The sequence below is a fragment of the Pseudarthrobacter sp. CCNWLW217 genome (genome assembly GCF_037203985.1).
Lineage (GTDB): Bacteria > Actinomycetota > Actinomycetes > Actinomycetales > Micrococcaceae > Arthrobacter.
Genome location: NZ_JBBCBT010000016.1, coordinates 34,375 through 56,309 on the forward strand (window position 1 = coordinate 34,375; position 21,935 = coordinate 56,309).

Here is a 21,935-nt window from a genome sequence, read left to right on the forward strand (position 1 = left end):
AGAGCACCCTGGAGGACACAGCCGCTAAGCCGGTGGGCGAACAAAAAAGCAGGGCCGGTCAAATGACCGGCCCTGCTTTTGAAATATGAAACCCTAAGGCCCCAGTTTCTCTAAAGAATTAGAGGGACTGGATGTTTACGGCCTGGGGACCCTTGGGGCCCTGCTCGGTTTCGAAGGAGACCTTCTGGTTCTCTTCGAGTGAGCGGAAGCCGGAGGAAGCGATCGCAGAGTAGTGTGCGAAAACGTCCTGTGAGGAGTCATCGGGGGAAATGAAGCCGAAGCCCTTTTCAGCGTTAAACCATTTGACGGTACCAGTAGCCATTATTTTTGTCCTTCGTGAAGGTGGAGGAAAAGTCCCGACTTTCGGGTCCTCCGGTGTGGGGTGTTCAAAACCGCTACTTCAGAAGAACGCGGACTTTCGACCGCGCGTACTGCCTGAACTACCAACTGCATAAACACAACAACAAAATCAACTGTACAGGAGTTTCCGGACAGCATTTACCACCCGCCCATCCACGGCAGGTGCCGAGCCTCCGGCACCCGGGCCAGGCACCGCCGTCGGGCCCTGTACGCAGCGGCAGCGCGGGCATATCCTGCAACAGATCCAGCGCACCACTACCCCGGGGAGAAGAATCATGGAGATGCCCAAAGCGTCCGATGCAGACAAGGAACGGTTCCGGGCGGCGGTTCCGGACCATCCGGACGTGGTAGTGAAGCCGATGTTCGGCAACCTGGGGGCGTTCGTGAACGGCAACATGTTCGCCGGGCTGTTCGGCCCCGTCATCGGCGTGAAGCTGGACGAGGCGGACAGGGTGGAGCTGGAAAGCACGGAGCGGACGGTCCCGTTCGGGCCGGCTGAGCGGCCCATGGCCGGCTACAGCGGGTTGCCGGAAGTGTGGAATGCAGAGGGCGACGGCGACGACGCGCGGGTCCGCGACTGGGTGGGGAAGGCGTTCGACCATGTCGCTACCCTGCCGCCCAAGGAACCGAAAGCGCGCAAGCCCAAGGCCGCCGGGAAGTAACTGCGATGCAACCGATCCGGGTCATCCTGCTTCCGGGTGCTGTCCTCCCCGCAGAGCCGGCGTACAACGCCTTGATCAAAGCGCTGGGGCCCGATGTCCAGGCTGTCGCCAAGGACCTCGAGCTCTATGCAGGCGACGAGCCTCCGGCGGATTGGACCCTGGACACAGAGGTTAACGGCGTCCTGCGCGAGGCCGATGCCCTCGGGTGGGAGACATTCCATCTGGTGGGGTACTCCGGTGGCGGCGCGGCGGCGCTGGCGTTCGCCGCCAAGCACGCTGACAGGCTGCTCAGCCTGGCGCTGCTTGAGCCCGCCTGGGCCGGGAGCTGGGACTGGAGCCCAGCCCACGCGGAGCTCTGGAAGAAGTACGAGCAACTGGAGGCACTTCCGCCGGAGCAGTTCCTGTCCGCTTTCATGCGGCTGGGAGTCAGGCCCGACGTCGTCCTGCCGCCACCGCCGGAGGGTCCCCCGCCGCCGTGGATGGCCAAACGGCCTGCCGGCATCCGGGCCTTCCTGCGGACCTTCAAGAGCTATGACTTGGAAAGGGAACGCTTGGCCGCCTTTCCGCGGCCCGTGTTCCTCGCCCTGGGCGGCCTGAGCAACCCGGACGACTACGGCGAGATTGCCAGCCGGCTGGCAAGGGTGTTCTTTCCGGACTTCCATCTGGAGGTGTTCCCCAAGCGCCACCACTTCGACCCACCCCACCGGATCGAGCCCGAGCGCCTGGCTGATTTGCTCCGGCGGCACTGGGAGGCTGCGGAAGGATCGAGCCCGGCTGCGGCTTGAGATGCTGCGGACATGCTGATACTTACATTCCGGCCGCTCCGGTTGCTACGATTGCTACGGAGGCAATCATGACAACCATTCCGCACCGGGAGCTCCGTAACCAGAGCAGCAAGATCCTCGAACGCGTAAAAAACGGCGAAACAATCGATGTCACTAACAATGGCGAGATCACTGCAACGCTGATCCCGCCGTCGGCCTCGCCCTTTGAACGTCTGCTCCTGGCAGGCCAGGTCCGCCCGGCAATGGGGCCTGTCGACTTCCGCACCCTGCCGCGCGTTACCTCAGAATCGAGCACGGCGGAGATTCTAGACGACCTTCGTGGCGACCGTTGATCATTTACGTGGATACCTCGGCCGTCCTCAAGGTGGCGGTGGAGGAAAGCGAATCGGCAGCCACGGCTGAGTACTTATCGGCAGCTGGATCTCGGAACGACAGGCTGGTGGCTTCAATGCTGCTCTACACGGAGCTCCATTGCGCAGCGCACCGGCGTGGTTTGCCAGGCGAGCTGGTCAATGCGGCACTCGGCGGCATCAATCTTGTTGACCTCGCCCGGTCCGATCTGATGTATGCGGCTGCCCTGCCTGGCAGGCTGCGAAGCGCTGACGCCATTCACCTGGCATGCGCAATCCGCCTGCAGGCTCATCTTTTCGTGGCCCACGATGCAGAACTCCTGGCCGCCGCTGTTGATGCGGGCCTGAACGTCCTGTCGCCAGGTGCGGGCTCCCGGCCGTAACCGGCAGTTGGTTCACTCTCCCTCCACGGATTGCTCCGTGCTTTCGTGCGGTATCCGCTACCCCGGGAACCCAAAGCAGGGGAAGAACTCCTCCACACCAGGCCGGGCGATTTCGATGCAGCGCGCCTTCACTTGTTCCAGCACTGCGTTGCTGTCCGTACCCGAAACCGTCAGTCCGTTGACCGTGACCGATACAGTTGCCGTGGCGGCGCGCCTGAGGTTGTTGTCCACAGAGTTGACGTTGCCCAGACCCGGGATGTTCTCGTGGGAGCTGAGGGTGCTGTGCTCAAGCGGACCGGTGCCGGTCCACGTCGCCGAGAGGCTGATGGTGACGGGGTTGCCTTCGCCGTCGGTACCAGCCAGTTGCGTGTTGATGGAGGCGCTGGTCAGTCTCGGATCAGCCTCCAGGGGTGCGAAGTTCTGGCCGTCAGCCTGGAACAGCACCACGCCGCGGCCGGGTGCCGCGCAGACGTCGGAGATGCGCACGAACACGCTGGTCAGGCCCTGCTTGTTCACGGGGCCGGGCTGGGCAGCGAACATGCCCGACATGGAGGAGACGAAGATCTCCGTCCGCTCGCAGCCGACGGTTTCGACCACCGCTGCAGAGGCATTCGTCGACGATATGGTGTGGTAAATGTTGGGAGCGGCCCCGGCCGGTGCTGCACTCAGGGCCACCATGGCCGCCGTGGCAAGTCCGATAAGCAAGCGTTTCATGACGACTCCTTTGTCCGCTTCTCTCAGGTTAGGCCTCCCAAATAAGGCAGTCCATAGCGAGGCCTGACGGTAGACGTGAGGGACCCCGGGAGTAGTGAACAGCCCTTGTGTTGGGCTGCTCGGTGTTAGCGTTTGGTGCCATGATCGTATGGCTCAACGGCACCCACGGTGCAGGCAAAACGACAACGAGTGCCCTTGTTCAGCAGCTCATTCCCGATTCGAGAGTGTTCGACGCCGAAAAGGTTGGTGAAGCTCTCATGGACATCTCTCCCGGCCTGCCCGCCACGGACAACTTCCAGCACTGGCCGCCATGGCGACCCCTCGTCGTGGAGACCGCCAAGCGCGTACTTGACTACACTGGCGGCACGTTGGTGATGCCCATGACCGTTTTGGTAGAAGAGTACTGGCGCGAAATTAGCGGCGGCCTAGCTCAACATGGCATTCCGGTACGGCATTTCGTGATCCATGCCGACCAGGACACCCTTTACGCCCGGATAGCTGCGGACCATCCCATCCCTTCCCCATTCCGACTCGGCTATCTGGAACCGTATGCCGAAGCTGCCCGAACCTGGCTCCACGCTGAAGCTGAGGTCATCGACACCACCCACCTCACGCCCTCCGAGGTAGCCCAGCAGATCGCAGAGGCCCTGAGGAACTGAATAGCTCGATGGCGAGCCCTCTCAAAGATTCGGTGCTGACACCATCATCCGGGGCGCCTGGGATCAGGGCGTGGGCAGCGCTACACCGCGGCCCTTCTGGAACGGGCTGCCTCCTTCCCGTTCCGGCCAAACGTCGAAAACGGGAAGGGTTTCACCCCCGCACGACGCGGTCTCGGCGGTCAGCTGCCCCTTAACCAGTGGACGCGTATCAAGGTCCGCCATGTTGATGAAGCCCCATTCGTTGAGGACGACCGCTTTGTTGGCCAGCGTTGTCCCGTAGTAGGAAACGCGGCCCTCAGCGTCGACCATCAGGGGTGTGACCTTCGCGGTGAACCCCTCCGGCCAGCGCAGGAAGACCTTCTCAGTACTGTTCGCAAAGGTGAAACAGGTCTCCGAGAGAGAAACATATCCGCGTACCTCGCCGTCCCTCGTTCCGTCTGCAGCCTGCGTGCCCCAGATGGTATCGGGGGCAGAGGCAGCCCAGGAACCGCCGGGGTGGGTGGCCACGGGCACGTCCCCAACGGGGGCCACATTGATACGCGCCCGCAGGTCGTCACCAATCTCCACCGGCTCGTCGGTGACGGGATCCACAGTGGCGGCCGTCCTGATGTTCTGGATCTGCAGCAGCGTATGAGGTGCCTCCATCAGATGCAGCCCGCCGTCGGCATCCTTGGCGAAGAACCCCAGATAGGTAAAGGGTGCTTCCTCCTGGCTATCCCGCCAATGAAGCGAACCATTGATCGCGCGCTCAGCTGGTGCCACGTCAACTGTGGTTTCACCCGGGGCCAGATCGCCTTTCAGCACCTGACGCACGTTGACGGGTTCGACGCCGAGCCCTGCCCCGAGTTTCCGGGCTGCATTGGGCAGTGCCTCCAGGACAAGCACTTCGTCTGCCGCGACGAAGAGGCCGTGAAACGGTCCGGCGGGAGGGGCCGGCTCCGGCGCGTTGGTGGGAGCCGGCGAGGGAGGTGAGACGGATTCGGTGGCGGCCGGTGTTTCCACCGGGGCCGTTTGCAGGAAGTTGGCCGTGAGGACGGCTGCGGCCACTGCGGCTGCTGCCAGGAAGGCCCCGGCCGTCCGCCAACGCCTTGCGGGCGGCCTGCGGTAATTTCCCGAATCTCCGGCGAAGATATGGGTCACGTCGGATTCCATGAACGCCAGGCTTCGGGAACGGCTGCGTGCCAGTTCGGGCTCGGTGACGTCCGCTGCGGGGTCGGCGGAGAGGATGCGCTGCTCGTCGGCAGCAGAAAGGTCCTTCATCGTATGTACTCCTCTGACTCTCGTTCAGCCTGAAGCAGGCGGCCGAGTGCTTTCCGTGCCCGGTGGAGGCGCATCCTGATGGCTGTCGCGGTGGTGTTGAGCAGATCGGACAGTTCGCTGGAGGTAAGTCCATCCCAGTACGTGAGCAACAGGACCTCCCGCTCGTCGGGTTTGAGGCGACCCAGCGCATCCCGGACGGAACCGTCGGTGTCGCGGGCCTGCTCCGTTCGTTCCAGCTGGAGCGACAGCATGAGATTGGCCGATCGGACGGCGGACCTTAGGTGATTGCGCAGAACGTTCTGTGCCACCCCGAAGAGGAACATGGCTGAGAGTTCTTCCTTCTCGCCCGATTTCTCCCAGGCGATCCTAAAGACTTCCGCGCACAGGTCCTCAGCGGTGGTAGGGCTCTCCGTGCGGCGGCGGAAGTAGCGGTAGATGCGATCATGGCAGGCCGCGTGGGCCGCCATGAACCGCTTTTGTCTGTCCAGTTCCACGCGCTCCCCCAAATGCGTTTGCAAGCTCATACCCGGTTAATGTCCGGCAGCCCGGCAAGTGTAACGGGGCCCTGTGATTTCCTCGGTCCGAAGCTCGTCATGCCGCATGGGCGAGTCGACAGGTCTTGTCACGCAGTTAACCACCCATTCACAAAAGCCTCAGACCCCGTCCAACAGGGCTCCGTATGTTCGAAGCCATGGACAACATTTCACGCAGATCCCTGATTTCCGCCGGCCTCGGGGCCGGGCTGGTCGCCGCCCTGCCGGGTGCCGCCGTCGCCGTTTCAACAGCGGACGACGCCGGTCTCCGCACCGATCCGTTCATGCTCGGCATCGCCTCCGGCGAGCCGTGGCCGGACGGCTTTGTGATTTGGACCCGGCTGGCGCTGAACCCCTTGACCGAGGACGGCCTGGGCGGCATGCCCTCCCGCAGCGTCGCCGTCGAATGGGAAGTGGCCGAGGACGCGCGCATGCGCACCGTAGTAGCCCGCGGCGTCGAAACCGCCAGGATCGAAACCGCGCACTCCGTGCACGTGGAGCTGAAGGGCCTCCGGCCGGGGCGCGAATACTTCTATCGGTTCCGCACCGGTCGGCACGTCAGCGCGGTGGGCCGCACGCTCACCAGCCCGGCGCCGCACGAGACGCCGGCGGCGCTGGCCATGGCGTTCGCCAGTTGCTCGCAGTACGAGCACGGCTACTTCACCGCCTACACCCGTCTCGCCGAGGACCACCCGGACCTCGTGCTGCACTTGGGCGACTACCTGTACGAGTACAAGAAGGGCAGCTACGTGATCGGCGGCGGCAACCCGCGCGACCACCAGGGCCCCGAGACGTCCAGCCTGGCCGGCTACCGGCAGCGGCACGCGCAGTACAAGTCCGACGCCGACCTGCAGGCCGCGCACGCGATCGCGCCGTGGCTGGTGGTATGGGATGACCACGAGGTGGACAACAACTGGGCGGACGAGATCCCGGAGAACACGGACGCCGCGCAGCTGAACGACACCACCGAGCGGTTCCGGCAGCGCCGCGCCGCCGCGTTCCAGGCGTACTACGAAAACATGCCGCTGCGGGCCTCGTCCGTGCCGGCCGGGTTCGACATGAAGATCTACCGCACCATCCAGTGGGGCCAGCTGGCCAACTTCCACATGATGGACACCCGGCAGTACCGCGACGACCAGCTCGCCGGCGACGGCTGGCAGAAGAACGTGGCCGAACGCCTGGCCGAGGACCGCACTATCACCGGCGCCGAGCAGGAGAAGTGGCTGCTGGACGGGTTCAAGAATTCGACCCAGCGCTGGGACATTCTGGGTCAGCAGGTGTTCTTCGCCGAACGCGATCGGGCCCAGGCGCCGGAGATCGACGACGTCTCCATGGACGGGTGGGACGGCTACGCCGCATCTCGCCGCCGCATCACCCAGGGCTGGGTGGACGCGGGCGTCCGCAACACCGTGGTTCTCACCGGCGACGTGCACCGCAACTGGGCCAACGACCTCAAGGTCGACTATAAGGACCCTGCCTCCCCCGTGGTCGGCTCGGAACTCGTCTGCACCTCCATCACCTCCACCGGCAACGGCACTGGCTCCACCACCGACCCGGTCATGGCCTGGAACCCGCACCTGAAGTTCTACAACGACAACCGCGGATACGTGAACACGCGCATCACTAAGGACGCTTTGACTGCTGATTTCCGGGTGCTGGACTACGTCACGACCCCGGGATCCCCCGTCAGCACGAAAGCGTCTTTCGCCATCCAGGACGGGGTTCCGGGGCTGGTGGCACGAGGGTAAGCTCCGCTCCCCGGAACAGCGAACGACGACGGCGGGGCGGCCAGCATCTGCCTCCCGCCCCGCCGCTATTGTTCAGTCAGCCGTGGCAGGCTCCAGCGATCAGGCAGGCGAGCTGGCCATCCACCACCCCGCGACTACTTGACTGCGTTGTATGCGTTCACGCGGCCATACTTCCAGTACGTTCCGGTGCCGGAAATGGCGTCGGCAGTTAATTCAACCTTGCCCCGGACCGCCTCACTGGTTGCGCCAGAATTCCTGCTCCACACAAGGGCGGCAGTGGCGGCAACGATCGGTGAGGACATCGAGGTGCCGTTGCCGACGTCGTAACCCCGTGACCGGTTGTATTGCGATTCAAGGACGAACTCGTGGTTGGGGAACGTTGAGTAGACGTTGACGCCAGGTGCTGCGATGTCCACCCAACTGGCGCCATATGTTGAGAAGGATGCCTTGACGTCTTTGTTGTCGGTAGCGGCGACGGCGATGACGTTCGGGTAGGCACCCGGGTAGATCTTGGTCTGGTTGCCTCCGTTACCGGCTGCGGCAACCAGCACCACGCCTTTGCTCCATGCGTTGTTGACGGCTGTTTCGAGAGTGCGTGACGCCCGCACTCCGAGGCTCATGTTGATCACCTTGGCACCGTTGCTGACCGCCCAGTTGATGCCGCTTGCAAGCCCTGAGCTGGATCCGATCCCGCTGTCGTTCAACACTTTGCCGTCCAGGATGGTGCACTCCGGGCAAGTACCGGCCACGCCTTGTGTGTTGTGAGCGGCGGCGACGATGCCGGCCACGTGGGTGCCATGGCCGTAGTTGTCGTCGCCGGTTTCACCGGTGGTGAAGTTGGCCCGGGCGCTAACCTTCGGTGTGATGTCGGGGTTGTCGTTGGCGACTCCTGAATCGAGCACGGCGACCCTGATCCCGGCACCCTTGGTGAACGTCCAGGCTTCGACGGCGTCCACGTCGGCGTCTGCCTTGCCTGCGGCTACGGTCAGCGTGCCGGCGGTGTTGGTGAAGGACTGTCCAGTATTTTGCAGGGCGTACTGGCGGCTGAAGTACTGGTCAGCTGTGGCCGGGGTGACCACGTGGTCCGGCTCGGCGTACTCAACGGCGGGATTGCGGTTCAGGGCTTCGATGAGTTGAAGCTCTTGGCCGGCGGGAGCCTTGATCAGATGGGCGCCTGTGCTGCCGATTCCGGGCCCTACGCTCAGTCCGTGCTGCCGCAGGGTGTCCGCCGCCGCGCGGTGGTCGCGGAATTTGACCATGATCTGGCCAACGACGTGTGACGGGTCGGCCGGTGCCGCGTTACCAGCTACCGCCGAGTTGATTGCACCGAAGGCCATCATTGCCGCCGCGAACCCTGCCAGGACTGTTCTTTTCATGGGGGTTATCTTGCTCCACCAGATGCCCAGCCGGATAGGGGCAACAGGCAGATCGCCCTACCTAATCAGAAGGGTGACCGAACTGCGGGGGTGAGTGCCGCCGTCGAACTTTCCGGGAGCAGGCGAGCACCAGAATGACCATCTACCTGGACGTCCCGGCGATGGAATCCTCGATGGATCCCACGATGATCGAAGGCAGCCTCCGCCGCATGAAGGAACTCATCGAAGCTGAAACGCCAGCTCCGACGTAGCGGACCTCACCGAGGATCCTGACCGGACTGCCCCCGCATCAAGAAGCCCGGCCACCCAATGGCAGAGTGGCCGGGCCTTCCCGTATTGGCCTATTTTCGAAAACGGCGAGCTGCTACTTGGCCAGGAAGCGCAGCAAGACCTCGTTGATTTCGGCGCCGTGCGTCCAGAGCATGCCGTGCGGTGCATCTTCGATTTCCACGTACTCGGCGGACGGAAGGCGCTTGGCGAATTCACGGCCGGTCGCGTCGATCGGCAGGATGCGGTCGTCCGTCCCGTGGACGATCAGGGCCGGCACGGTGACCTGCTCGATGTCGGAGCGGAAGTCTGTCAGCCATGAGTCGACGACGGCGAAGGACGCGTACCAGGACGAGCCGGCGGCGACGTTCCATGCATTGCGCAGCGCTTCCTCGCTGAGGCGGTTCCCGAGGAAGTTATCGGTGTTGAAGAAGTCGTTGTAGAAGTTGGTGAACCAGGTGTAGCGGTCCTCAATGGCGGCGTTGCGAATGCCGTCGAACACCGAGGACGGGACACCGGCCGGGTTGTCTTCGGTCTGCAGGAGGAACGGTTCAAGGGATGCAAGGAAAGCTGCCTTGGCTACGCGCGCCTCCCCGTATGTACCGATGTAACGCCCTACTTCGCCGGTGCCCATCGAGAAGCCGACGAGGACGGCGTCGCGCAGGTCCAGCCTTTCTAGGACGGTGTTGAGGTCGGCTGCAAAGGTGTCGTAGTCGTAGCCCGTGGTCGGCTTGCTGGATTTGCCGAACCCCCGGCGGTCGTACGTGATGACGCGGTAGCCGGCGTTCAAGAGGGCAGCGGTTTGTTTCTCCCACGAGCCGCCGTCAAGGGGATAGCCGTGAATCAGGACGACAGGCTGGCCCGCGCCGTGGTCCTCGTAGTAGAGCTCGATGTCCGTGCTGTTCTCAGTGCCGACTTTGATGAAGCCCATGATCATGTTCCCTTTCCTCGAACCGGAGAACGGTCGTTCTCTAGCTGATTAGAATCATATAGAACGATCGTTCTCATTTCAAGTAGAATGGGTACATGGATATTTCGGAGGTCCGCACCCGCATCGTCAAGACCGCCGACGAGCTCTATAACGCGAAGGGAATCCAGGCTGTCGGCATGGACGAACTTCGTGCTGCGGCGGGCGTCTCGCTCAAGAGGCTGTACCAGGAATTCCCGTCCAAGAGCAGTATCGTCATGGCTGTGCTGGAGCGCCGGCACCAGTCCTGGACGGAAGGGCTGGAAGCGACCGTCCGCCACGCTGCCACTCCGCGTGCGCGGCTCCTCGCCATCTTCGACTACCTCGCGCAATGGTTCGCCCAGGACTCGTTCCGCGGCTGCGGTTTCATCAACAGCTTCGCCGAGCTCGGGGCCATAAGCCCCGAAGTCGCCGATTATGCGCGGAAGCATAAGGAATCGTTCCAAGAGTATGTCGGCAAACTCTCAGAGGAGGCAGGTGCGCCAGCCTATCTGGCGCCCCAACTCTCAATCCTTGCAGAGGGCGCGCAAACGACGGCCGCCATCGCCGGCACCCCCGTGGCTGCCGGACAGGCGCGACATGCAGCCGGAGTACTGATCGACGCAGCGTTGGGCGGGGAAACCCCAGGCGCCGCGTAGCGCGCCCCCGTCCGGCGAATTGCAACCACAGCGCCGATCCCGCCTTCGCGACCGGAGCAATGGCCGGGCACGAAGGCGATAAGGACCATGGCGACTGCGATCAGACTCAGTCCAGGACCGGCGTCGAGCGGCGCCCCGGCGAGAACATGAGCACGACGGCCGCGATCGTGAGCAGCACGGCTACGCCAGCCAGCAGCTTGATTACTGCTGGCACGTCGACGAAGAACGCCGGCAGTGCGGTGAGGGTCATGATGATGATCGCGCCGGCCGCGACGCGGAGCGCGGCGCGGTTGCCGGTACGCCACGTGATGATCACGGCGACCAGGCCAACCAGGCCGAGCCCGCAGTCGACGATGAGGATGCCGATCGGCGGGCCAACCTGGCCTTCCGGAGGGGGAAACAGCACGCCGACGACGTTCAGCGCGCTGTAGAAGCCGGCCAGCAGGAGGCCAATCTTCTGCCGTTTCGAAGTGGTTTTCATGGTTGCTCCTCGGGTGGATGGATGAAGCGGACAACTCCACTCTCGGCTCGCGCCGCTTCCGTCCACGAGGGACGGCCTCCCCGTCCATTTTCCCGCGGCTCCCCGGCGAAAGGGAGGAAGTTCCCGGATCAACCGGGAGCGTACGCGCCCATAATGGGTTCATGAACCTCAGGGTGCTGATCGCGGACGACCATCCTGTCGTCCGCGGCGGGCTGCGGGCGCTGATCGAAACCCTGGAGGGACTCGAGGTGGCCGGCGAGGCAGGCGACGGCGAGACCGCCGTACGGGAGGCCCAACTCCTGCGGCCCGACGTCGTACTCATGGACGTCCGGATGCCCGGTCTCGACGGTGTGGAGGCCACCCGCCGGATCCGTGCCGCGGTGCCGGAGACGGCGGTGCTCATGCTGACTATGTACGACGACGATGCGACCGTCTTCACCGCGATGCAGGCTGGAGCCCGTGGCTACCTGCTCAAGGGAGCCGGGCAGGAGGAGATCGTGGCCGCCATCCGCGCGGTGGTCACCGGGCAGGCGATCTTCGGACCGGGCGTGGCGGCACGCATACTGGGCTACTTCACTGCACCACCCGTACCAAGGGCCACCCCCTTCCCGGAACTCACCGCCCGCGAGCGCGAGATCCTCGACCTGCTGGCGTCAGGACGGCGTACGACGGCGATCGCCGAGGCGCTGTTCCTCTCCCCCAAGACGGTCAGCAACCACCTGACCAGCATCTTCGCCAAGCTCGAGGTGCTTGACCGGGCCGCCGCGATCATCCGCGCCCGTGAAGGCGGCCTCGGCACGTGACCGCCTCTCCTGCGCTGCTCGCGCTGGCCGCCCTTGGTTTGAGCACGGCCGTCAGCGGGTTGGCGTTGCTCGGCGTGCGGCGGGTCCGGCCGAGCGCCGTACTCATGGTGTTCGCAGGACTCGCCATCATTTCGGGGGCCGTTCTGGAAGCGACGGGGGGAGGCTACGCGCCGCGCCTGGCCTTCACCATCGGCGGCGCGTTGCTGGCGCCGCTCGCGCTGACCGCGTACCCGGCCATCACTTGGCGACACCCGGTGGACTTCGTCTCGCTGGTAGTGATCGGAGGTTCGGGCGTCCTGGCGGTGGTTTGGGCAGAGAGCGACGCGGTTGGCACCGCGATGGTCCTGGTGATCGCCTGTGCCCTGATCGCGCATACCTGGTGGAAGATCGAACGTGCCACGGACGGCGACCGGTGGGCCCTCAAGTGGATGGCGCTCGCGGGGTCGCTGGTGGTGATAACCATGTTCATCACCCCGTTCCTGCAGCTCGGCACCGTGGGAGAGGTGATCGCCTACCTCGCCATGAGCACCGTCGCGCCCGCGCTGTACATCGGGGTCCGCCGGCCCGAGGTGGTCGATGTCAGGGGCCTGATGGTGCGGTTCGTGGTTTTCGTTACCGCGGTGGTCGGCTACGTGGCCCTCTTCATGACCGTCGAGTCGCTGATCGAGATCCTGGGCGGCCGGGTCCCGCCTCCCGGCACGCTGGCGTTCATCGGCGCCGTCGCGGCGGCAACCTTCCATCCGCTTCAGGTGGTGCTGCGGGCCGTTGTCGACGAGCTCCTCTTCGGGGCGCGGCCGGACCCACTGGGGGCGGCTACCCGGGTGGTCGGCCACATCGGCGATGACCCGGTGCTCGCACTGCGGGCGATTCGCGAGGCATTGGTCCTCCCGTACTCTGCGCTCCGCCTGGACGGAAAGACCGTCGCCGAGTCCGGGTCAAAGGTCACCCACACCAGGACCCTCCCGCTCGCCCTGGGCCCGGACCGGTCCGGGGAGCTCGCGGTGGGGCTGCGGTCCGGTGACCTGACGCTGTCCGCGGGTGACAGCCACGTGCTCAGCCTGGTCGCGCCGCTGCTGGCCCAGACCCTGCGCGCCCGGGCACTGGCCGACGAACTGAGGGAGTCACGCGGCCAGGCCATCACCGCAATCGAAGAGGAACGCCGTCGGCTGCGCCGCGACCTCCACGACGGCCTCGGCGCCCGGCTCTCCGGGATAGCGTTCACGTCAGACGCCTTACGCAATACCCTGCGCACCGACCCTTCCGGAGCAGAGGACCTGCTGCGGACCCTGCGCCAGGAGACAGTGACCGCGCTCGAGGACATCCGGGGGCTGGTCTACGCGATGCGTCCACCGGCGCTCGACGAGCTCGGTCTCGTCACCGCCCTGCGGCAGCAGGCACTGGCCCTGCGGACTCCTGACGGGACACCACTGCGAGTCGATCTGCGCGCAGATCGGTTGGAGGCGCTGCCCGCGGCCGTCGAGGTGGCGGTCTACCGCATCGTCGTCGAGGCGCTGACTAACGTGGCCAGGCACTCCACGTCGACTAACGCGACGGTCAGCCTCACAGTCCGCGAGGAGGCCCTGGAGATCGAGGTCACCGATGACGGGAGCACCGCTGCGCCGTGGCAGGCCGGCGTCGGAATTGCCTCCATGGGCGAGCGTGCGGCCGAGCTGGGCGGCACGCTCTCCGCCGGGAGCACCCCCCGGGGCGGGCGGGTGCATGCAGTGCTGCCAATCTCGCCGTGACCGATGCGGCCGGCGTCCTGCCCTCCCTGCTATCTGGCCTGTTCCGCCAGCCATTCCCTAATGGTCCGGGCTTCGGGCAGGATCTCACGGGTTGCTTCGGTGCTCATGTCAAACTGCCCTGTCCGCAGCCACCGCCACATTGTGGTGAGGTCCTTCCCCACGAACCGTTCGAAGAGCTTCTCCGGCATCGGTAACCCACGCGGCCTTCGCCCAGTCCGTTCCTGCCACATACTGCGGCACTCGTCTATTGACCGCACGTCGGATGCCAGTCCCAGCACTGCACCGCTCCACCGTTCCGGGTCGGCGAACATCCCGGCGGCGATGGCACCCAGGTCGTCAACGCACAACCAGCCCACCGGCCGGGACGGGCCCATCAGCTTTGGCATCAGATGCCAGGTGGAAAACTGCGGATAGTAGCCTTTGTCCGTCATCAGTTCCATGAACGCCATGGGGCGCAGCACGGTGAGCGGCAGCCCGAGTTCGCGGAAGCGCTGGGCGATGACCAGCTTCGAATCCCAAGAGCCAACGCCTGTCGGTTGGTCGCTGACGCCTGCCGCCCCGTAGACCACGTGGCGTACGCCGGCTTCAGCTGCCGCCTCCGCCACGTTGCGCCCCTGCCGCACTTCGGCCTCAGCTCCGATTGTCTGCGGATTCTGGACGTTGAAGAGCCCGTAGGCCTCCCGGAACGCCGGCCGTAGAGAACCTGGATCCTCGGTGTCCGCCTGCTGGACCTCGGCCCCGAGCTCGAGCAGCACCTGCGCAGCGTCGCTGGACGGAGTCCTGGTCAGGGCACGCACCTGCCATCCGTCGTTGAGGAGATGCCGGACCACAGCCGACCCCTGCCGGCCCGTCGCGCCGATCACTGCAACCACACCGGGAGTACTCCCGCCAGAGGAAGAAGCCATGGCTTAGTATCCCACTTGGGCCGAGGGTTTGACCTGGGACGGCAGGAGTAGTCCGCGCCTCGGGCAGCAGCTCATCAGGCGTGTGGCCAGAAGCTGTCCGGACGGCTGAAGACGCTGGTCACGGAAGCTCCTTGAGGATCTCGTCGGCGGCTCGTCGGCCGGAGCGGATGGCACCGTCCATGTAGCCGTTCCAGACCGTGGAGGTTTCTGAGCCCGCCCAGTGGATCCGGCCCACGGGCGCAGCGAGGGCCGGACCGTACTGGGTCCAGGCGCCCGCGCCGAGCCGCCCACCGTAGCAGCCGCGGGTGAACTCTTCAGCACTCCAGTCCTGCTCGACGACGTCGAACGGTTGCGCCGCCGTCGGGCCGAAGTACTTCACGAGCGCAGTGATAACGAGCTCGCGGCGCTCCGCTGCGCTCATCAGGCTCGCGGTGCGGGCGTGGGCGCCCTCGAGGAAGCCGACCAGCACCCCGCAGGAGCCGTCGTCCGGGCTGTTGTCCAGAACGATGTTGAACGCGTCGTCGAGGCTAAGTACCGTTCCGCTCAGTCCGTCCTCGCGCCAGAACGGGGCGTCGTAACCGACCTGGAGCTTGATGACAGATCCGGCCGGCATCTGCTGGGTGAGTCCGTCGCGCAGCGCGGGCAGCGGCGGGACGTAGCGCAGCCGGCCTGCCAGCGTTTGCGGTATGGCGACAACGACGCGCTGGGCCGTGACGCTGCCGCCGTCGTATTCGACAACTACGCCCGTCCCATCCTGGCGGATGGTCCGGACCACGGCATTGAGCCGGACCGCGTCGCCCAGTTCGGCGGACATCCGCTCGGAGATTTGGTGCGTGCCGCCGACGACGCGGCTCTCCTGGGCACCCCCTGTTATCGTCATCAGCGCCTCAAGGCTGGTGCCGGACTTGACGTAGAAGAGGAAGTGCAGGAGTGAAAGCTCCGGAGACTCGGCGGAGAACAGGACCGGCACCACCAGGCGGAAGAACCTCAGCGCAATGCTGTCTTCGGTGTTGGCGACCAGCCATGCGTCCAGCGTCTGCCGGTCCAGGTCCTCGGCGCCATCAGTTTCCCACGGTGCCTCAATCGCGACCGTCGAGGCGAGGATCTCCAGGTTCTCCCAGAGCCGGCCGACCTCCATCGCCGACTCGGGCGGGAGGCCGAAAGTCTCGTCGGCGTTTCGAACCACGTTGCCGTCGAAGACGGTCAGGGCGTCGCCCTCGTCGAAGCTGGGGAAGGTCTCGAGGCCCAGCTCGTCGATGAGCTCGAGCACAACGTCCTGTGTCGGGCCGACCCATTGGCCGCCCATCTCCACCGGTACTCCGTTGCTGAGGAAGCCTCCCAGTGTGCGGCCGGCCACCCGGCTGCGCGCCTCCAGCACGGCAACGGTCCTGCCGGACTGAACCAGCTTGCGGGCTGCACTCAGCCCGGCCAGGCCTGCGCCCACAACGACGACATCCACAGCGTGCATCTGCGATCCTCCACATCGATCCAGCCGCATGTATGACTTAGACACGAGCTTACGACTGCTGCCGGACTTCGCCACCTGCAAGCCAATGGACGTACCAGGATCCCCAGATGTTCGTTTTATCGAACAGTAGAAGCTAAATGAAAAATGTTCGATTAATCAAACATTCTGATGAGAACGGCATATGATCGTTTTATGGAACATTCGGACATCACCAGCTTCTATCGGGCAGTAGACGCCGCATCACTTGGCCGTTCCATCGCCGACGCCCGCAAGGAAGCCGGACTGACCCAGCAGGACGTCGCGCAGAAACTAGGGGTTACCCGGGGAACGATCGTCAGACTTGAACAGGGCGGACCCGTGTCCAGCGTCGTTGCCATGAACGCTATCCGGGCCGTAGGCCGTGACGTTGCCCTGGTTCCTCGTTTCGCCAAACTCCAGGTGCGGCAGTGAAGCGCCAAAGCCTTGATGTATACCACCCACCCATCTGCTCTACGCTCCCAGCGTCAATGCCGGCCACACGCTGGGCGGACAGGCGAGACTGAATTATTTGACCCTGGACAATCTGGTCCGTGAGGGCACCGCCTGGGGCATGGACGCCGATGATGCCAGGACTACGGCTGCAGGTGTCCTGGAGTCCGTTGCCGAGGCAGCGGCAACCATACCTGCCGAGGAAAGCATCGGTTTCCTGGCCGAACTGGTGCCGGCCCGGGCGGCCGACTGTTGAGCGGTGGAACAGCCCGCCGGGCCTTGGGCTAAGGATCACGGGGCCTGCCGATTCCAGGCCCGGGTGAGGCCATGCTGGCGCGCTGCCGCTGGCCTCTAGCCATTGTGCGTCATCAGGCCCAGCCATACCATGCTGCCGGGGAGAGGTCCTCGTCTCGCACGTCGACCGTTAGGGGCAATCCAATGACTGACTTCTTCACCATGCAGCCCGGCGAGACCGCGGCGCCTTTGCCCCAGGGACCCGTCCTGTGTCAGGGAACGGCCGGCATGCGGCGCATCCACCGCTTTTTCCTGTGGGCGTACGAAGAGGCGCCGGGCCTGGTGCGCTCCGCCGCGGCCGGGGACACCGCCCGTGCCGCGTACGTGGGCGAAGTGCTGGGGAACTTCGATAAGGTGCTCCATATTCACCACGAGGGCGAGGACGAACTCATGTACCCGCAGCTCGCGGCAAGGGCACCGGCATGTGCGTTGCACGTAGCGCAGATGCTTGAGCAGCACCGGCAGGTGACGCAGCGCCTGGAGAGCATCGAGCCGATCCGCCTTCGCTGGATGGCAACGACAGACGCAGAAGTCGGCCGGGAACTCGCTGCGCACTACGAGGACCTGAAATCCGTCCTCAACGTCCACCTGCGCCGCGAAGTCACCGAGGTGATGCCAGTCGTGGACAGGGTACTGACCGAGAAGGAAATGCAGGAGGCCGGGAAGCACGGGATCGATCAGCTCGACAAGAAGTTCCTAATCGGCTACCTCGGGATGGTGTTGGCCACGAACCCACCCGAAGACCAGAGGGAAATGTTCAAGGAGATCCCCGCCCCGGTCCGCCTTGGCTACCGCCTCATCGGGCGCAGGATGTTTCGGAAACAGTACGCGACACTCTTCCCGGGGCGCCCGATTCCCAAGACACTGTAGCCTGCGCGGGCGGCCGGAACGGAAGAGTTGTCATTGACGACTTTGAGCGCTTGCTCGCAGGAGGCCCAGCGCCGCAAGACTGACCAGCGGGTTACTCTGCCGCGGACCGGACGGGCCCCAGCTGGCGTAGCTGCGGCGGCTGGCCACCGAGTCGGCGGTGGAAGCGTTGGGTTGCTCCAGCGGGAAACCCCCGTCGGGGAGCCGCTTGGATTCAAGCAGTGCCAGCGCATCGGCGCATCGCGGGTCGCCGATGCGTCCCAACTCGGCCATCACCTGCAGGGCGAACAGCACGTCGTAGAACTGGATGGGGTAATGGATGCGGTCGGGGCGGCCGCCCCAGTCAGGCATCAGCAGGGTGCCGTCACGCTGGTGCCACAGAAGCCGCCGGGCAAGCACCAGGTCGGCCACCTTCTGGGCGGCGTCCAGGGCCGGCTGGTAGCTGTGCGCGTGCCCGTACGCCCACAGACCTCGTGCGGGGATGAGCGATTCCTGGAACGACGACGCGGTAGCCTGGAGCCGCTTGTCGCAGTTCCAGCCCCCGTCCGGCCACTGCCAGTTGATCAGCCGGTCGACCAGGGAGCGGGTGCGTTCGTCCTCCAGTCCGAGCCGGACCGAGTACCAAATTGCGTTGCCATCCATCGAGGCGCAGTGGCGGACCCGGTTTTCCTGGCCAGGGTAGGCCGCCGTCAGGGGCGGCTCGAGGAAGTGCCTGGAGAAGAGCCAGGCATAGACGCGCTGCTTCAACGGCAGCAACGTCGCGTCGCCGGGCGGGTAGTCGATCAGTGCGAGACACACCAGTGTCCAGTGCGGACCCTGCCACTTTCGATAGACATGGTGGAGGGTCTTCTCGTCCTGATCGAAGATCCGCAATAGCGCGCGTGCGGAAGGCGAACCGGGAATCCGCGCCTGCAACGCGCGGGCTTCTGCCGCATCGGCGGACCCGCCTCGCAGGAGGCGGGCCTTGTAGGCCAGCACCGGATCATCCGCAGCGGACAGCCTCTCGATCAGGTGCTCGGATGCTGCGCGCCGCTGCGTGGCCACATCTGAAGCCTCGTCCATGTCTGATGGTAGCGCGGGAATCTTTCAGTCATTGTCGGTGGGGAGCCATACATTGCGTGCGACGAGGACACCGCAGGAATCGGTGGCTGCGTGGGCGATGGACACGGCCAGGAGCGAACCGCTGCCCTGGGCAGCCCAGCCGTAGCCCAGCCCGGTCAGACATGCGCCGAGCAACACCGGCCGGCGTCCGCGCGGATGGGGGCGCACGGAGAGCGGGACGAGGTGCCAGGCCGTGAACCACAGGGAGGGCCAGAGCCAGCCACGGATCTTGCGGCCGGGGAAGACCGCCACGGGAACACCCCGCCACAGCGCCTCTTCAGCCATGGCGTTGGTGAAGCCGACACCCACGGCCGCGAGCGCCGCCGGCAGACCGGCTTTCCTCGCGTTCGGGATCAGTTCGGTGGCGACGGCACCGGCCGGCGGAATGATCAGGACGCTCCACAGCAGGGCCCGGGGCCGGCGTTGCGGCTGCGGTTGCGGACCGCTGGCAGGCCTCCATAATCCGACGAGCCGGTGCGGTCCCGCGATGGCTGCTGCCAGGCCCCAGCACGCTGCCCAGTAGACGGCGAACCCTGCCTGGTAGCCGCGCCGGTCGCCGAACCTTCGGACGGTGTATTTGAAGACCGGCACCATCACTGCCGGCAGCGCGGCTGGCAGGATTGTGGCCGCAACGCGTCGCCAGGCGGTTGGTTTCCTCATTGTGAGTCCTTCATTTGATCTCCGTTTGCCGCGGCGGGCCAGCCAGGTCAATCTCCGGCCCCTCGGGATGCACCAGCTTCTTCAGGCCGCTCGAGGAGTTCCTTCGTTGCCTTCCCGATGCCTGAGGCGACGCCCGTGAGGACAGATGTGCCGGACATGACGCCTTCCTTCCCTAGCCTGATAAGGTCCGCCTTCACTTTGACCGGCTGCCCTCCGCCCAGCCAGAGTCCAAAGGCCCGTGGACGGCAGGATCAGTGTCCCGCGTGTGGACAGGTTCGGCCTGTATCGTCACGGAGTTACGACGCCGGCCTCCGCACCGATCCATTCAAGGGTGCCGGCGTGTGCGTTGCACGTAGCGCAGATGCTTGAGCAGCACCGGCAGGTGACGCAGCGGCTCGAGAACATCGAGCCGCTTCGCCTTCGTTGGGTGGAAACGGCAGACGCAGACGTTGGCCGGGAACTCGCTGAGCGCTACGAGGACTTGAAGGCCGTACCCAACGTCCACTTGCGCCGCGAGGTGACCGAAGTGATGCCCGTGGTGGACAGGGTGCCTACTGAGAAGGAAATGCCGGAGGCCGGGAAGCAAGGGATCGACCAGCTCGACAAGAAGTTCCTGGTCGGCTACCTCGGGATGGTGTTGTCCACGAACCCGCCCCAAGACCAAAAGGAAATGTTCAAGGAGATCCCCGCCCGGTCCGACTCGGCTACCGCCTCGTGGGCCGCAGGATGTACCGGAAACAGTAAGCGACACTCTTCCCGGGACGCCCGATTCCCGAAACGCTGTAGCCTGCGGGAGTGCTGCCTGACCGTTGGCAAATCTAGGCTTCCATTGCCGTACCAGGGCGGTACGATCTGTCTCACCGTCGGGCACTCGCTTCGTCGGCATTCCATGGTTGTGAGGGGACGACGCGATGGTTGAACTGAAGCGAATCTATTGGAGCCGGATGGCACTTCGCGGCGCGCTATTGGCGGTGACCATTTGGTTGTTCGTCGCTGCTATCTCGGCAGTCATGCCAAAGGCGAGCGGAGACACTGTGCCGGGACCGGCCTCCGGAATCGGCGTTGTGCGCGGTCTTTTCGACGTTGTTGTAGCCGCAGTCACGCTCCCGGCCGTGTTCGTCGTGGCCCTCACAGTCGTTGCCGCCGTGACTAATGCCCGCGACGTCCGGCGCCGGGACGTTGCTCGGCGCTTCAGCAGGCAGCAGCGGCGTGAGGGCATGGCCCGGGCTGGCGGCCAGTGTGAGATGGAGGCGGGGTTCTGGCGCCGGTGTTCACGGCCTGCCGAGCACGGCGACCACTTCTACCCGTGGTCCAAGGGCGGATCCACCAGCCTGCAGAATTTTGTCGCTGCCTGCGCGCGGTGCAACCGTGCCAAGAGCGCCAGGATTCCCTCGCCGGGCCAGCAGGAAAGAATTGAACGACGACGGCGGGACTACGTCACGCCCGATGGTTCCGTCAGCGTCGGCGAACGGCAGTCGCTCCGCTAGCCAGTCCTCGACCCGTAACGGCGGGTTCTGGACGCGCCGAAGGGCGGCAGGCTTAGGTGGAGAAATGGAAAACCCAGGCATTGGGAAGCGTGAATCTGAGGGCGGAATCGCGGAATCTAGGTGGAGCAGTTCGCTACTTATCGGGTCCACATCAGAACTGGGCCGATGGCAACCGCGGGTCCTCATAAACACGCGCGCCTGACCGAAGACGCGCTCACCGCTGATTTCCGGGGTTTGTGTTCTCGCTACTGCCGCGCTGGTGAGGACTTCCGACCACGGACCTGAAAATCTCTGGGTGTCATATGACGGTTAGTAGCTTCAGCTCCTGTCAACCCCTAATCAACTGCCTGAGTGCCACCTGATTTTGACGCAACTGCACTCATTTTCTGGGTCATTATCCACCTAGTTGGCAATTCGAACCCTAGCCTGTCGCTTGTCAGCGAACACCCATCATTCCAGGGGGAAAAATGAAACTGAAAATTTCAGTACGTAAAGTCGCGACCAGCATTGGCTTGGCCGTTTGCGTGTTGAGCGGCGGCCTGTGTCCGCCGCTCCCGCGCAGGCAAACACCTGGCTTCCCTACGAAGTCAATTGGTTCTACAGCAACGAAACCTGCGCGGCGAGGGGAAAATCTCTTGTTCGGTCCCAGCCTGATGTGAACAACTGGCTTTGCCAGCGCGGAACACAGGCCGGCAAGTGGTCTTTGTACCTTGAGTTCATTGACGAATTCGGTTGCCGCGTCGACCCCACAGCCAGCTCAGGGGGAACCAAAACTACAGAGGCCTTGGCTCCAGCAGGCTGCTAATGCTCGGCCGGATGCTGACGTACAGCCGGCATCCGGTCGTTCCACCCACAATGTAAGGATGATGACCATGGTGCAGCGTCCTTTGGAAAAGAATCATCGTGTTAGCGCCGTTGGCCAGCTAGACCTCAGCCAGCCGCTGCCAGTCCTGT

General features: G+C 64.7%; 25 protein-coding genes. 14 read left to right on the plus strand and 11 right to left on the minus strand.

Features of this window, described 5'->3' with window-relative positions:
• Window positions 1–118 precede the first annotated feature (118 nt).
• Window positions 119–322: a cold-shock protein gene (locus V9L18_RS17175; RefSeq protein ID WP_066274236.1), complete on the minus strand. Its 204-nt coding sequence runs from the start codon at window positions 320–322 to the stop codon at window positions 119–121.
• Window positions 323–635: 313 nt separating this feature from the next.
• Between V9L18_RS17175 and V9L18_RS17180 the strand changes: the two genes are divergently transcribed.
• The 4 genes from V9L18_RS17180 (at window position 636) to V9L18_RS17195 (ending at window position 2,540) form a co-directional block, all read left to right on the plus strand.
• A complete protein-coding gene (locus V9L18_RS17180) occupies window positions 636–1,022 on the plus strand; it encodes a TfoX/Sxy family protein (RefSeq protein WP_337348374.1) in 387 nt (128 codons plus the stop codon).
• Between the two features lie 5 nt (window positions 1,023–1,027).
• Entirely contained in the window at window positions 1,028–1,807 is a 780-nt protein-coding gene (locus V9L18_RS17185) for an alpha/beta fold hydrolase (RefSeq protein WP_337348375.1), read from the plus strand.
• A gap of 68 nt (window positions 1,808–1,875) precedes the next feature.
• A complete protein-coding gene (locus tag V9L18_RS17190) occupies window positions 1,876–2,139 on the plus strand; it encodes a type II toxin-antitoxin system Phd/YefM family antitoxin (RefSeq protein WP_337348376.1) in 264 nt (87 codons plus the stop codon).
• Window positions 2,140–2,147: 8 nt separating this feature from the next.
• On the plus strand, window positions 2,148–2,540 hold the full coding sequence (locus V9L18_RS17195) for a type II toxin-antitoxin system VapC family toxin (RefSeq protein ID WP_337348377.1): 393 nt from the start codon (window positions 2,148–2,150) through the stop codon (window positions 2,538–2,540).
• A gap of 57 nt (window positions 2,541–2,597) precedes the next feature.
• Here the strand turns inward: V9L18_RS17195 and V9L18_RS17200 are convergent, their stop codons facing one another.
• Window positions 2,598–3,254 (minus strand): hypothetical protein, encoded by a 657-nt coding sequence (locus V9L18_RS17200; protein WP_337348378.1) that lies wholly within the window; start codon window positions 3,252–3,254, stop codon window positions 2,598–2,600.
• 140 nt (window positions 3,255–3,394) lie between these two features.
• On the opposite strand from V9L18_RS17200, the gene V9L18_RS17205 reads away from it, so the two are divergent.
• Window positions 3,395–3,913, plus strand: a complete 519-nt coding sequence (locus tag V9L18_RS17205) for an ATP-binding protein (protein ID WP_337348379.1) — start codon at window positions 3,395–3,397, stop codon at window positions 3,911–3,913.
• Window positions 3,914–3,976: 63 nt separating this feature from the next.
• Here the strand turns inward: V9L18_RS17205 and V9L18_RS17210 are convergent, their stop codons facing one another.
• Window positions 3,977–5,173, minus strand: a complete 1,197-nt coding sequence (locus V9L18_RS17210) for a hypothetical protein (protein WP_337348380.1) — start codon at window positions 5,171–5,173, stop codon at window positions 3,977–3,979.
• On the minus strand, window positions 5,170–5,697 hold the full coding sequence (locus V9L18_RS17215; protein WP_337348381.1) for an RNA polymerase sigma factor: 528 nt from the start codon (window positions 5,695–5,697) through the stop codon (window positions 5,170–5,172). The genes V9L18_RS17210 and V9L18_RS17215 overlap by 4 nt, the downstream gene beginning before the upstream one ends.
• 167 nt (window positions 5,698–5,864) lie before the next feature.
• On the opposite strand from V9L18_RS17215, the gene V9L18_RS17220 reads away from it, so the two are divergent.
• Entirely contained in the window at window positions 5,865–7,454 is a 1,590-nt protein-coding gene (locus tag V9L18_RS17220) for an alkaline phosphatase D family protein (RefSeq protein WP_337348382.1), read from the plus strand.
• Between the two features lie 134 nt (window positions 7,455–7,588).
• Here the strand turns inward: V9L18_RS17220 and V9L18_RS17225 are convergent, their stop codons facing one another.
• The gene (locus tag V9L18_RS17225; RefSeq protein ID WP_337348383.1) at window positions 7,589–8,830 is read right to left on the minus strand and encodes a S8 family peptidase; all 1,242 of its coding nucleotides are present in this window, start codon (window positions 8,828–8,830) and stop codon (window positions 7,589–7,591) included.
• A gap of 364 nt (window positions 8,831–9,194) precedes the next feature.
• A complete protein-coding gene (locus V9L18_RS17230; RefSeq protein ID WP_337348384.1) occupies window positions 9,195–10,028 on the minus strand; it encodes an alpha/beta fold hydrolase in 834 nt (277 codons plus the stop codon).
• A gap of 95 nt (window positions 10,029–10,123) precedes the next feature.
• Between V9L18_RS17230 and V9L18_RS17235 the strand changes: the two genes are divergently transcribed.
• Window positions 10,124–10,702, plus strand: a complete 579-nt coding sequence (locus V9L18_RS17235; RefSeq protein WP_337348385.1) for a TetR/AcrR family transcriptional regulator — start codon at window positions 10,124–10,126, stop codon at window positions 10,700–10,702.
• A gap of 106 nt (window positions 10,703–10,808) precedes the next feature.
• Here V9L18_RS17235 and V9L18_RS17240 read toward each other — a convergent pair whose 3' ends face one another.
• The gene (locus V9L18_RS17240; protein ID WP_337348386.1) at window positions 10,809–11,183 is read right to left on the minus strand and encodes a hypothetical protein; all 375 of its coding nucleotides are present in this window, start codon (window positions 11,181–11,183) and stop codon (window positions 10,809–10,811) included.
• A 161-nt stretch (window positions 11,184–11,344) separates the two neighbouring features.
• Between V9L18_RS17240 and V9L18_RS17245 the strand changes: the two genes are divergently transcribed.
• Both V9L18_RS17245 and V9L18_RS17250 read left to right on the plus strand, forming a co-directional pair.
• The gene (locus V9L18_RS17245) at window positions 11,345–11,986 is read left to right on the plus strand and encodes a response regulator transcription factor (protein ID WP_337348387.1); all 642 of its coding nucleotides are present in this window, start codon (window positions 11,345–11,347) and stop codon (window positions 11,984–11,986) included.
• Window positions 11,983–13,731 carry a sensor histidine kinase gene (locus tag V9L18_RS17250; RefSeq protein WP_337348388.1) on the plus strand — a complete coding sequence of 583 codons (1,749 nt, stop codon included), beginning with the start codon at window positions 11,983–11,985 and terminating at the stop codon, window positions 13,729–13,731. Before V9L18_RS17245 ends, V9L18_RS17250 begins: the two co-directional genes overlap by 4 nt.
• Before the next feature lie 29 nt (window positions 13,732–13,760).
• On the opposite strand, the gene V9L18_RS17255 is transcribed toward V9L18_RS17250, so the two are convergent.
• Window positions 13,761–14,636 carry an NmrA/HSCARG family protein gene (locus tag V9L18_RS17255; protein WP_337348389.1) on the minus strand — a complete coding sequence of 292 codons (876 nt, stop codon included), beginning with the start codon at window positions 14,634–14,636 and terminating at the stop codon, window positions 13,761–13,763.
• Between the two features lie 118 nt (window positions 14,637–14,754).
• On the minus strand, window positions 14,755–16,104 hold the full coding sequence (locus V9L18_RS17260) for a flavin monoamine oxidase family protein (RefSeq protein WP_337348390.1): 1,350 nt from the start codon (window positions 16,102–16,104) through the stop codon (window positions 14,755–14,757).
• Between the two features lie 192 nt (window positions 16,105–16,296).
• Between V9L18_RS17260 and V9L18_RS17265 the strand changes: the two genes are divergently transcribed.
• The 3 genes from V9L18_RS17265 to V9L18_RS17275 all read left to right on the plus strand — a co-directional run bounded on the left by V9L18_RS17265 (window position 16,297) and on the right by V9L18_RS17275 (window position 17,736).
• Window positions 16,297–16,554, plus strand: coding sequence for a helix-turn-helix transcriptional regulator (locus V9L18_RS17265; RefSeq protein ID WP_337348391.1), 258 nt, complete (start codon window positions 16,297–16,299; stop codon window positions 16,552–16,554).
• Between the two features lie 97 nt (window positions 16,555–16,651).
• Window positions 16,652–16,828 (plus strand): hypothetical protein, encoded by a 177-nt coding sequence (locus V9L18_RS17270; protein ID WP_337348392.1) that lies wholly within the window; start codon window positions 16,652–16,654, stop codon window positions 16,826–16,828.
• Window positions 16,829–17,010: 182 nt separating this feature from the next.
• Window positions 17,011–17,736: a hemerythrin domain-containing protein gene (locus V9L18_RS17275; RefSeq protein ID WP_337348393.1), complete on the plus strand. Its 726-nt coding sequence runs from the start codon at window positions 17,011–17,013 to the stop codon at window positions 17,734–17,736.
• Between the two features lie 30 nt (window positions 17,737–17,766).
• On the opposite strand, the gene V9L18_RS17280 is transcribed toward V9L18_RS17275, so the two are convergent.
• Window positions 17,767–18,795, minus strand: coding sequence for a hypothetical protein (locus V9L18_RS17280; RefSeq protein WP_337348394.1), 1,029 nt, complete (start codon window positions 18,793–18,795; stop codon window positions 17,767–17,769).
• A 24-nt stretch (window positions 18,796–18,819) separates the two neighbouring features.
• Window positions 18,820–19,494: a CPBP family intramembrane glutamic endopeptidase gene (locus tag V9L18_RS17285; RefSeq protein WP_337348395.1), complete on the minus strand. Its 675-nt coding sequence runs from the start codon at window positions 19,492–19,494 to the stop codon at window positions 18,820–18,822.
• Window positions 19,495–19,855: 361 nt separating this feature from the next.
• On the opposite strand from V9L18_RS17285, the gene V9L18_RS17290 reads away from it, so the two are divergent.
• Together V9L18_RS17290 and V9L18_RS17295 are read left to right on the plus strand one after the other, a co-directional pair.
• Complete coding sequence (locus V9L18_RS17290) at window positions 19,856–20,413, plus strand: hypothetical protein (protein WP_337348396.1); 558 nt, start codon at window positions 19,856–19,858, stop codon at window positions 20,411–20,413.
• Entirely contained in the window at window positions 20,406–20,981 is a 576-nt protein-coding gene (locus tag V9L18_RS17295; RefSeq protein ID WP_337348397.1) for an HNH endonuclease, read from the plus strand. Before V9L18_RS17290 ends, V9L18_RS17295 begins: the two co-directional genes overlap by 8 nt.
• Window positions 20,982–21,935 lie beyond the last annotated feature (954 nt).

Coding starts and splice junctions, on each gene's coding strand:
- V9L18_RS17175 (WP_066274236.1), bottom strand. CDS start 322: ATGGCTACTGGTACCGTCAAATGGTTTAACGCTGAAAAGGGCTTCGGC.
- V9L18_RS17180 (WP_337348374.1), top strand. CDS start 636: ATGGAGATGCCCAAAGCGTCCGATGCAGACAAGGAACGGTTCCGGGCG.
- V9L18_RS17185 (WP_337348375.1), top strand. CDS start 1,028: ATGCAACCGATCCGGGTCATCCTGCTTCCGGGTGCTGTCCTCCCCGCA.
- V9L18_RS17190 (WP_337348376.1), top strand. CDS start 1,876: ATGACAACCATTCCGCACCGGGAGCTCCGTAACCAGAGCAGCAAGATC.
- V9L18_RS17200 (WP_337348378.1), bottom strand. CDS start 3,254: ATGAAACGCTTGCTTATCGGACTTGCCACGGCGGCCATGGTGGCCCTG.
- V9L18_RS17205 (WP_337348379.1), top strand. CDS start 3,395: ATGATCGTATGGCTCAACGGCACCCACGGTGCAGGCAAAACGACAACG.
- V9L18_RS17210 (WP_337348380.1), bottom strand. CDS start 5,173: ATGAAGGACCTTTCTGCTGCCGACGAGCAGCGCATCCTCTCCGCCGAC.
- V9L18_RS17215 (WP_337348381.1), bottom strand. CDS start 5,697: ATGAGCTTGCAAACGCATTTGGGGGAGCGCGTGGAACTGGACAGACAA.
- V9L18_RS17220 (WP_337348382.1), top strand. CDS start 5,865: ATGGACAACATTTCACGCAGATCCCTGATTTCCGCCGGCCTCGGGGCC.
- V9L18_RS17225 (WP_337348383.1), bottom strand. CDS start 8,830: ATGAAAAGAACAGTCCTGGCAGGGTTCGCGGCGGCAATGATGGCCTTC.
- V9L18_RS17230 (WP_337348384.1), bottom strand. CDS start 10,028: ATGGGCTTCATCAAAGTCGGCACTGAGAACAGCACGGACATCGAGCTC.
- V9L18_RS17235 (WP_337348385.1), top strand. CDS start 10,124: ATGGATATTTCGGAGGTCCGCACCCGCATCGTCAAGACCGCCGACGAG.
- V9L18_RS17240 (WP_337348386.1), bottom strand. CDS start 11,183: ATGAAAACCACTTCGAAACGGCAGAAGATTGGCCTCCTGCTGGCCGGC.
- V9L18_RS17245 (WP_337348387.1), top strand. CDS start 11,345: ATGAACCTCAGGGTGCTGATCGCGGACGACCATCCTGTCGTCCGCGGC.
- V9L18_RS17255 (WP_337348389.1), bottom strand. CDS start 14,636: ATGGCTTCTTCCTCTGGCGGGAGTACTCCCGGTGTGGTTGCAGTGATC.
- V9L18_RS17260 (WP_337348390.1), bottom strand. CDS start 16,104: ATGCACGCTGTGGATGTCGTCGTTGTGGGCGCAGGCCTGGCCGGGCTG.
- V9L18_RS17265 (WP_337348391.1), top strand. CDS start 16,297: ATGGAACATTCGGACATCACCAGCTTCTATCGGGCAGTAGACGCCGCA.
- V9L18_RS17275 (WP_337348393.1), top strand. CDS start 17,011: ATGACTGACTTCTTCACCATGCAGCCCGGCGAGACCGCGGCGCCTTTG.
- V9L18_RS17280 (WP_337348394.1), bottom strand. CDS start 18,795: ATGGACGAGGCTTCAGATGTGGCCACGCAGCGGCGCGCAGCATCCGAG.
- V9L18_RS17285 (WP_337348395.1), bottom strand. CDS start 19,494: ATGAGGAAACCAACCGCCTGGCGACGCGTTGCGGCCACAATCCTGCCA.
- V9L18_RS17290 (WP_337348396.1), top strand. CDS start 19,856: ATGCTTGAGCAGCACCGGCAGGTGACGCAGCGGCTCGAGAACATCGAG.
- V9L18_RS17295 (WP_337348397.1), top strand. CDS start 20,406: ATGGTTGAACTGAAGCGAATCTATTGGAGCCGGATGGCACTTCGCGGC.